Raw genomic sequence first — 9,466 nt, 5'->3', positions numbered from 1 at the left:
CCTCTCTGTTAAAACAAAAATAATGAAAAATTAACAGAATAAATTAGGAATTAAAGATAGTACCTAAACTAGTTTGCTAGCTTTTAGTAACTTCGGCTACATATACAATTTGAAATAGAAGTGTTAATGCGTATAAAATTTATTGTAGTACGTTCTAGATAATCGGACTATAAAAAAACCTTTCAGATTTTTAAAATCCAAAAGGTGTTTAAATATCAACGCTTATTGCATCAAATATGCCTTCAAATCTTCATAAGAACTTGCTTTAATGGCAACCTTTTTATTATTGATGACTTTTTGAATCTGCTCAGGAATTTCAACTTTTATAGGTAACGTTTCTTCAACAACATCTAAAAACTTAACAGGATGTGCAGTTTCTAAAAACACACCAAACTCATTTTCTTTTAATCCGTGTTTTTTTAATCCTAAGTAACCCACTGCTCCATGAGGATCTGCAACATAGCCAGAATTATTATAGATGCTTTTCATGGTTTCACGAGTTTCATCATCAGTAAAACTATAGGATGAAAAGGCACTTTTTAAAGCATCTAAATCGTTGTTGAACAATTCTCTAATTCTAATAAAATTACTTGGGTTACCCACATCCATAGCATTAGAAATGGTTGCTTTTGATGGTTTTGGCGTGTAAACTCCATCAACCAAATAATTAGGAACAGTATCATTTACGTTTGTAGAGGCAACAAAATGTTTGATAGGTAAACCTAATTTTTGAGCCATTATTCCTGCACAAATATTCCCAAAATTACCACTTGGTACAGAAAAGATAAGGTCTTTATGTTGTTGATGTAATTCTTTATAAGCAAAGAAAAAATAAAACATTTGTGGTAACCAACGTGCAACATTTATAGAGTTTGCAGAAGTTAAAGTTCGCTCTATATCTTCGTCTAAAAATGCTGTTTTTACCATGTCTTGGCAATCGTCGAAAACGCCATCTACTTCTAAAGCTGTAATATTTTGTCCTAAGGTAGTTAGTTGTTTTTCTTGAATATCGCTCACTTTTCCTGAAGGATATAAAATAACCACATTTACACCTTTTGCACCTAAAAATCCGTTGGCAACAGCACCTCCAGTATCACCAGAAGTCGCTACTAAAACAGTAACTTCATCATCATTATCTTTGTTAAAATACTCTAAGCATTTTGCCATAAATTTTGCGCCAACATCTTTAAAAGCCATTGTTGGTCCGTGAAACAATTCTAAAGTTGCAATATTATCATCAACCTTAACCACAGGAAAATCGAAAGAAACAGTTTCTGCAATAATTTCTTTTAAAATATCTGTAGGAATTTCATCACCCACAAATTGTTTTATGGCTTCATAAGCAATTTCATGATTGGAATATTCAGAAATATTGTTGATAAAATCTTTTGATAATGGAGTGATGTTTTCTGGAAAATAAATTCCTCTATCTTTTGCTAAGCCTTCTACAACAGCGTTTTTAAAAGTTGTATTTGACGATTTATGATGTAAACTGTAATAGTTCATTGTGTTTTTTGCTTTAAGCCATTAGCTCTATGCTTTTGGCAAAATGAAACAAAGTGCTTAAAGTTTATGGCTTTAAGCATATTGCAATTATATAATTTTTATTCCTTCTGGATTTACTTTTGATGTATAAAGTTCGAAATCAACTCCTTTGTTTCTGTAGCTTCTTTCAATCGCATTGTAAACCTCTTTTACATTTTCATCGCCTTTACAAAGTGCAAAAATTGTAGGTCCAGAACCAGAAATTCCAGCACCTAAAGCACCTGCTTTTAATGCTGCTTTTTGTACATCATCAAAATAAGGAATTAGTTTTTTACGATGTGGTTCTACAATAATATCTACCAAAGAATTGCTGATTAAATTATAATCGTTTGTATGTAAGCCAGAAATTAGTCCGCCAACATTTGCCCATTGTGTAACAGCATCTTTTAATGCAATTTCTGTTGGTAAAACAGCTCTTGCATCTTTGGTTTTTATTTCTATTTGCGGATGAATTGCCACAAGTCTTAATTCATTTGGTACAGGTAATTTTACAATATCTAAGGGTTCGTAACTTCTAATGAGTACAAAACCGCCATAAATTGCTGCAGCCACATTATCTGCAATTGCGCTTCCGCAAGCAACTTCTTCGCCAAACATGGCAAATTTTGTTAATTCTAATTCAGAGTAGATGTTGCCTAATAATTGATTTGCGCCAAAAGCAGCACCAGCAGCACTTGCAGCAGAACTACCCAATCCACTTCCTGGAGAAAATCCTTTATGAATGGTGAGTTGCACACCAAAATCTGCATTTGCATCCAACAGCATTTTTTTAACTACAGCACTTGCAGCGTTTTTATCTACATCGTAAGTTAAATCTGCACCAGTAATATTGGTAATTTCTACACCTTTGTTTGGAGTTTTGGTAAATGTCATTTCATCACCAATTTCATCAACAGCAAAACCCAAAGAATCGTAACCACAAGAAACATTGGCAACAGTTGCAGGAGAAAATATTTTTAAGTAATCCATTTTTTTAAGTCTTCAGTAAACAGTTCTCAGTTTGCAGTCAGTGTTTTACTGAAAACTGCCTACTGAAAACTGCCCACTTAATTATTAGCAATTCGTATAACATCAGCAAAAATACCAGAAGCAGTTACATCTGCACCAGCACCAGCACCTTTTATAATTAAAGGATTTTCTGGATATCTGTCTGTAAAAAACAATACAATATTATCACTACCATCTAAATTGTAAAAAGGATGATTTGCAGAGATGTGTTGTAAACCAACATTTGCTTTTCCGTCTACAAATTCTGCTACATATTTTAAACGACAATCTTTATCATTGGCTTGTTTAAATATATCTTGAAAATGACTTTCATTTTTAGTTAAGGAAGCATAAAAATCTGTATTATTATCTGTGTTTAAAGTTTCTTTAGGTAAGAATGCATTGTTTTTAATATCCTCTAATTCTAGTTGATGGCCACTTTCTCTAGCTAAAATTAATATTTTACGAGCAACATCTACACCACTTAAATCAATTTTTGGATCTGGTTCTGTATATCCTTCTTTTTGAGCCTGAACAACAACATCATGAAAAGTAGTGTTGTTATCAAAATTATTAAAAACAAAATTTAAGCTACCAGATAAAACTGCTTGAATTTTATGAATTTGATCTCCAGAACTCACTAGATTTTTTAGCGTATCAATAATTGGTAACCCTGCACCTACATTGGTTTCAAACAAGAAAGAAGCATTGTATTTTCGCGAAACTTCTTTTAACGTTTTGTAATTATTAAAACTAGAAGCACAGGCAATTTTATTACAAGTAACAACAGAAATACTGTCTCTTAAATATTTTTCATACACTTCAGAAACTTGTTGATTTGCAGTGTTATCTATAAAAACGCTATTTCTTTGGTTGCTTTCTTTTACTTTTTGGTAAAAATTAGCGATGCTAGTTGGTTCTCCTTTATCTAATAAATCTTTCCAGTTTTTTAGGTTGATACCCGAGTTGTCAAAAATCATTTTTCTAGAATTTGAAATTCCGATAACTCTAATATTTAACTTTAAATTTTCTTTTAAAAACTTTTTTTGCTGATGTATTTGAGCTAAAAAACGTTCGCCAACATTACCAACTCCAGTTACAAATAAGTTGAGTTGTTTTGTTTTTTCTTCAAAAAACTGTTCGTGTAAAGTGTTTAGCGCTTTTTTGGCATCACTTTTATTAATAACAGCAGATATGTTTTTTTCTGATGAACCCTGGGCAATTGCTCTTACATTTACATTGTTTTTACCCAAAGCACTAAACATTTGTCCGCTTAAACCTTGGTAATTTTTCATGCTTTCGCCAACCACAGCAATTATGGCCAAATCACTTTCTACAATAATAGGTTTAATTTTTTTACGCGCTATTTCTACACTAAAAGTATCATCTAAAAGGGTTTTTGCTTTTTTGGCATCATTTTCAAAAATACCCACACAAATAGAGTGTTCTGATGAGGCTTGCGTAATAAAAACTACATTAATTTTTGCGCTAGAAAGCGTTTCAAACAAGCGTTTAGAGAATCCTGGAATTCCAATCATTCCACCACCTTCTAAGGTAATTAAACTAATATCTTCTATATGCGAAATTCCTTTTACTTCATTTCCATTTTCAGGATCATTAGAAATTAGCGTTCCGTAATTTTCAGGGTCAAAAGTATTTTTAATTCTAATAGGAATATTTTTTCTTAAGGCAGGTTGAATTGTTGGCGGATACAACACTTTTGCGCCAAAATGAGACAATTCCATAGCCTCTTCATACGAAATTTCTGAAATAGGAAAAGCTTGTTTTACTACTTTAGGATTTGCAGTGTACATACCAGAAACATCTGTCCAAATTTGCAATTCATCAGCATGTAAAGCTGCTGCATAGATAGCGGCTGTAAAATCAGAACCACCTCTTCCTAAAGTGGTAGTTTCGCCGCTAGTATTCGATGAAATAAACCCGCCTAAAAGTGTTATTTGATAGGAGTTATTTTTAAAAAAATTAGATATATTTTTATTTGTAACCTCAAAATTAACTTGCGCATTCAAGTACTCATCATTAGTAATAATTAAATCTCTGCTTTCTTTGTGGTTTGCATCTAAACTTTCTTTAGCTGCATTTGCAATAATATAAGAAGATAAACGCTCACCAAAACTAGAAACTTTTGCCAACGTTTTGTCAGATAATTCTTGTAATAAAAAAACACCTTCGTATATAGATTGTAATCTGCTAAAAAGTGATGTAAGTTCTTTTAAAACTTCTTCTTTATTTTTGATGATTAAATCTTCAATAACTTGAAAATGAAGTGTGCTAATGTTGTTTAAAATTTCTTTAGCAGCTGTTATATCATCTAGAGCGGTGTTGGCACCTGCTAATAATTTGTCTGTAGTTTTACCAAATGCAGAAACTACTACTGCAATTTTGTTCTCTTTTGCTGCCTTTTCAACAATACGTAATACTTGTGTTATTTTTTCTGAATTTGCTACTGATGAGCCTCCGAACTTTAATACTTTCATCTTTTAAATGATAAATAGTTTGTAATTTTTTTTTTGATGATGTTTCGTTTTATACAAAACAATTCTTAACCTTGGTAATATAAATATCGCAGAACCCCTAAAGGGTAATAGTAGTTGTTGTACGCGTAATTGTGTTCATAGAAAAACAAACTACAAGCGTAGTTTTTGAAGAATTTGTATGTAATTTAAGTAAATCCACATCACAAAAATAGAAGTATTATTTATTTTGATGGGTTTAGATACTAATTATTTTAACAAAAAATCGAATTAATATGAAATTCTTAAAAATAAATTAAATAAATTAAAATAATTTATTGTTTAACTGTATTACTTGATTTTTCTTTAATAATTAAAGCAATTGGCTTGTTTTGTATTTTACTTTCTAACCAAGATAAGATGTCTAGGTATAAAAAAGCTCTTTTTTCATAAGGATGGTCTTCAAACTGCTTTAATTTAGCATGTATTTTTTTGAATTCATTTTTAATTTCATGCGGAAAAACATCACTCAAATCACGAATAGAAGTTAAGAATATTTTTTGAACTTCTTGTAGATTTTCCATCTTTAATAGAAACTTATAGGTGTCTAAAAACTGTCTTTCTAAGTCATAATCTAATCCACATTCGTAATGTGCAATCAAATTTAAAATTCGTGCAAAACATTGTAAATCTTCTGCAGAACTTAGATTTTTAGAGCGAATAATTTTCTGTAAATATGCAATGCATAGCTTATTTTTTCCCATTCCAAAATACAAACAAGCAATTTTGTAGTAGAGCATTACAATGTAGTGGTTATCTAATCTGTTTTTATACTCCTCTATTTTTTGATCAATAATAGCTACCAAATACTCCCCTTCAGAAAAAGTAGCTTTTAAAAAATGTAAATGCAGTTTATTTGCATACAAGTATTCGAAAATTAAGAGTTCTGTATTGGCATTAGAAGGTATTATTTTTTGCTCTATTTCATCTTCAAAAGCAATTAGTTCTTTTTTAAAAGTAGCCGTTTTTTTTACAAAAAAAGAGGCTTCTAATAAGTAGTTAATGCCTTTTAAGTAAAAAACAGGGTGTTGAGTTACGTGTTTTTTATCTTCTTTAAATAAATCTACCCATTTTCTGGCGTATTTGTAACTTTGTAAAAAATCTTGTGTTAAAAAACTATACCATAAGTGCGATTTGTAAAGCCATAATTTTTCTCTAAAACCCAAATCATCAAAATTATATTTGGGTAATCGTTTATGGAAATATTGATTAATAAACTCTAATTCTTCATTGTTTTTTACATAACCATTTTGTAATAAATGGCTGTACAATTGTAATGATAAATTTGATAGTTTACTGGCTATTACATTTTGCTGACTCAAGGTTTTTGCTTGTACCGAAAGTTGATCGGCTCTATTGCTTAAGCTTCTTGTAATGTATTGAGTTTCTATTACTTTTTCAAGTTCTACAATTTCGTAAGCAATATTTTTTTCTTCATTTTCTAAGGCTAAATTTTTGGCTTTATCTAACAATTTTAAACTTTGTTTGTATAAGCCTTTTTGGTAAAGAACTGTAGCAAAATCTAATTGTTCACGTACCTGAATTCTAATATTTTTATGAGCAGGATTTAATCGTAAACTAATCAAAATTTGTTTGTATAAATGTGCTTTTAGGTTAGATAATTGTTGTTTAGAAACAATACCACTATTTATAATTACCTTTTCGTCATAAACTTTTAACTTCTCTAAAAATTTAAAAAGTGAGAAAAATTTGGCATCAATATTACCACCTAGTCTACCAACATATAGGTTAAATTGCCGCTTTTCAGATTTGGTTAAAGATTTAATTAACACAAAAAGAGCATCGTTTTGATTATTGACTGATGTAGCATTTTTACTCATAAATTATTGATAATAAAATACTTATGATTTGATGAGCTGTATTAGAAATCGTACAGGACTGTAAAAATAACCATTTTTTTGTTGCTCTATTACATACATTTGATTAAATATAAAGATAATCTTTACAAATTATGCAAGACAATAAAGTTCAAATTTTTGATACGACTCTAAGAGATGGAGAACAAGTGCCTGGATGTAAGTTGGATACCAAACAAAAATTAGTAATTGCTGAAAGATTAGATTTACTGGGTGTAAATGTTATTGAGGCAGGTTTTCCTGTTTCTAGCCCTGGAGATTTTAACTCAGTTTCAGAAATTGCAAAAATTGTAAAAAATGCAACAGTTTGTGGATTAACAAGAGCTGTTGAAAACGATATAAAAGTTGCTGCAGAAGCATTAAAATTTGCAAAATATCCAAGAATTCATACAGGTATTGGTACTAGTGATTCTCATATTCAGTTCAAATTTAAATCATCTAGAGAAAAGGTTATTGAAAGAGCTGTAAAAGCGGTTTCTTATGCAAAATCTTTTGTAGAAGATGTAGAGTTTTATGCAGAGGATGCAGGTAGAACAGATAACGAATATTTAGCTAGGGTTTGTGAAGAGGTAATAAAAGCAGGAGCCACAGTTTTAAATATTCCAGATACTACAGGATACTGTTTACCAGAAGAGTATGGTGCAAAAATGAAATATTTGCGCGAAAACGTAAAAGGTATCGAAAATGTTATCCTTTCTTGTCATTGTCATAACGATTTAGGAATGGCAACAGCAAATTCGGTTTCAGGAGTGATCAATGGTGCGCGTCAAATAGAATGTACCATAAACGGTATTGGAGAAAGAGCAGGAAATACAGCTTTAGAAGAAGTAGTAATGGTGTTAAAACAGCATCCGTATTTAAATTTAGAGACAAGTATCAACACAAAATTATTATACGATACAAGTTTATTAGTAAGAGAAAGTATGGGTATGCCAGTGCAACCTAACAAAGCTATTGTAGGCGCAAATGCATTTGCACACAGCTCTGGAATTCACCAAGATGGAGTGATAAAAAACAGAGAAACTTACGAAATTATGGATCCTGAAGATGTTGGTGTCACAGAAAGTGCTATTGTTTTAACAGCAAGAAGTGGTAGAGCAGCTTTAGCTTACAGGGCTAAAAAAATAGGTTACGAATTAACAAAGCTACAATTAGATTCGGCTTATACCTCTTTTTTAGCTGCAGCAGACAAACAAAAAGAAATTAAAGATGATGATATTCATGCCATTATGAAAGAGGTAAGTAAAACCTCTAAAATAGCAATGGTATAAAAGCTATAATTAGTTATGAAACACACAATTGCAGTAATATCTGGTGATGGAATTGGTCCTGAAGTAACAGCGCAAGCAAAAAAAGCATTAGATGCTGTTGCAGAAGCTTACGATCATATTTTTTTATATAAAGAAGCCAAAATAGGAGCGTGTGCTATTGATGCAACTGGAGATCCTTTACCAAAAGAAACTTTAGAAATTTGTAAAAATGCAGATGCTATTTTATTTGGTGCTGTTGGTGATATTAAATACGATAACGACCCAAGTGCTAAGGTTAGGCCAGAGCAAGGTTTGTTGCGTTTAAGAAAAGAGTTAGATCTGTACTGTAATGTAAAGCCAGTAAAAGCCTATGATAATTTAATCTACAATTCGCCCTTAAAAAGAGAAGTAGTTAAGGGTACAGATTTTATGATTTTTAGAGAGTTAAGTGGTGGAATTTATTTTGGCAATAAAGAGCTAAGCAAAGATGAAAAACATGCTTTTGATACCTGTGTTTATTCTGTTGAAGAAATTTCTAAAACTACACATTTAGCATTTAAAGCGGCTCAAAATAGAAATAAAAAAGTAACATTAGTCGATAAAGCAAATGTTATGGAAACTTCACGCTTATGGCGAAAAACAGTAGCCAAAATAGCAGAAGAATATCAAGATGTTACTTTAGAATACTTGTTTATAGACAATGCTACTATGCAGTTGATTTTAAATCCAAAACAGTTTGATGTAATTTTAACAGAAAATCTTTTTGGCGATATTATTTCTGATGAGGCAAGTGTAATTTCTGGCTCAATTGGTTTGCTAGCATCATCTTCAATAGGTGATAGAAATGCATTGTTCGAGCCAATTCATGGCACATACTACGAAGCAAAAGGTAAAAATATTGCAAATCCATTAGCATCAATTTTATCAGCAGCAATGTTATTGTATTATTTAGGGCTAAACGAAGAAGCAGATGCAATTGAAAGAGCTGTAGAAAAATCTATTGCGCTAGGTATTACAACTAAAGATATAAAACGTAAAACACAAAAATCAACAACTACCTCAAAAGTAGGCGATTTTATTGCAGATTATATTACAAATCAAGATGACAGTAATATGAATTTTCAAAATATTCATATGGGGCAGAGTACCATCATCTAATTAAATTCAATTTAAAATTAGGATTTTTAAATAAAAATTTTAAATATTTGAATCAACAAAATGAGAACACAAATTTTAAATATCATTACTGTTTTAAACGTCATCGTAATTATTA

At 30.9% G+C, this 9,466-nt stretch carries 6 protein-coding genes; 2 read left to right on the top strand and 4 right to left on the bottom strand.

The annotated features are described in order from the left end of the window. Positions 1-222: 222 nt before the first annotated feature. The 4 genes from thrC to ACW9UN_RS09945 form a co-directional block, all read right to left on the bottom strand. Positions 223-1,506, bottom strand: a complete 1,284-nt coding sequence (gene thrC, locus ACW9UN_RS09960; protein ID WP_459486113.1) for a threonine synthase — start codon at positions 1,504-1,506, stop codon at positions 223-225. A gap of 87 nt (positions 1,507-1,593) precedes the next feature. Further along, on the bottom strand, positions 1,594-2,514 hold the full coding sequence (locus ACW9UN_RS09955; protein WP_459486112.1) for a homoserine kinase: 921 nt from the start codon (positions 2,512-2,514) through the stop codon (positions 1,594-1,596). Positions 2,515-2,591: 77 nt separating this feature from the next. After that, the gene (gene thrA / locus ACW9UN_RS09950; protein ID WP_459486111.1) at positions 2,592-5,030 is read right to left on the bottom strand and encodes a bifunctional aspartate kinase/homoserine dehydrogenase I; all 2,439 of its coding nucleotides are present in this window, start codon (positions 5,028-5,030) and stop codon (positions 2,592-2,594) included. A gap of 311 nt (positions 5,031-5,341) precedes the next feature. Then, complete coding sequence (locus ACW9UN_RS09945; protein ID WP_459486110.1) at positions 5,342-6,907, bottom strand: hypothetical protein; 1,566 nt, start codon at positions 6,905-6,907, stop codon at positions 5,342-5,344. 131 nt (positions 6,908-7,038) lie between these two features. Between ACW9UN_RS09945 and ACW9UN_RS09940 the strand changes: the two genes are divergently transcribed. Next, entirely contained in the window at positions 7,039-8,214 is a 1,176-nt protein-coding gene (locus ACW9UN_RS09940) for a 2-isopropylmalate synthase (RefSeq protein WP_459486109.1), read from the top strand. Between the two features lie 15 nt (positions 8,215-8,229). After that, positions 8,230-9,351 (top strand): 3-isopropylmalate dehydrogenase, encoded by a 1,122-nt coding sequence (gene leuB / locus ACW9UN_RS09935; protein ID WP_459486108.1) that lies wholly within the window; start codon positions 8,230-8,232, stop codon positions 9,349-9,351. The last annotated feature ends 115 nt before the right edge of the window (positions 9,352-9,466 follow it).

Source organism: Polaribacter litoreus, from assembly GCF_054584775.1.
The sequence above is the reverse complement of the archived record's forward strand: the minus strand, read 5'-3'. Positions and strand labels throughout refer to the sequence as shown.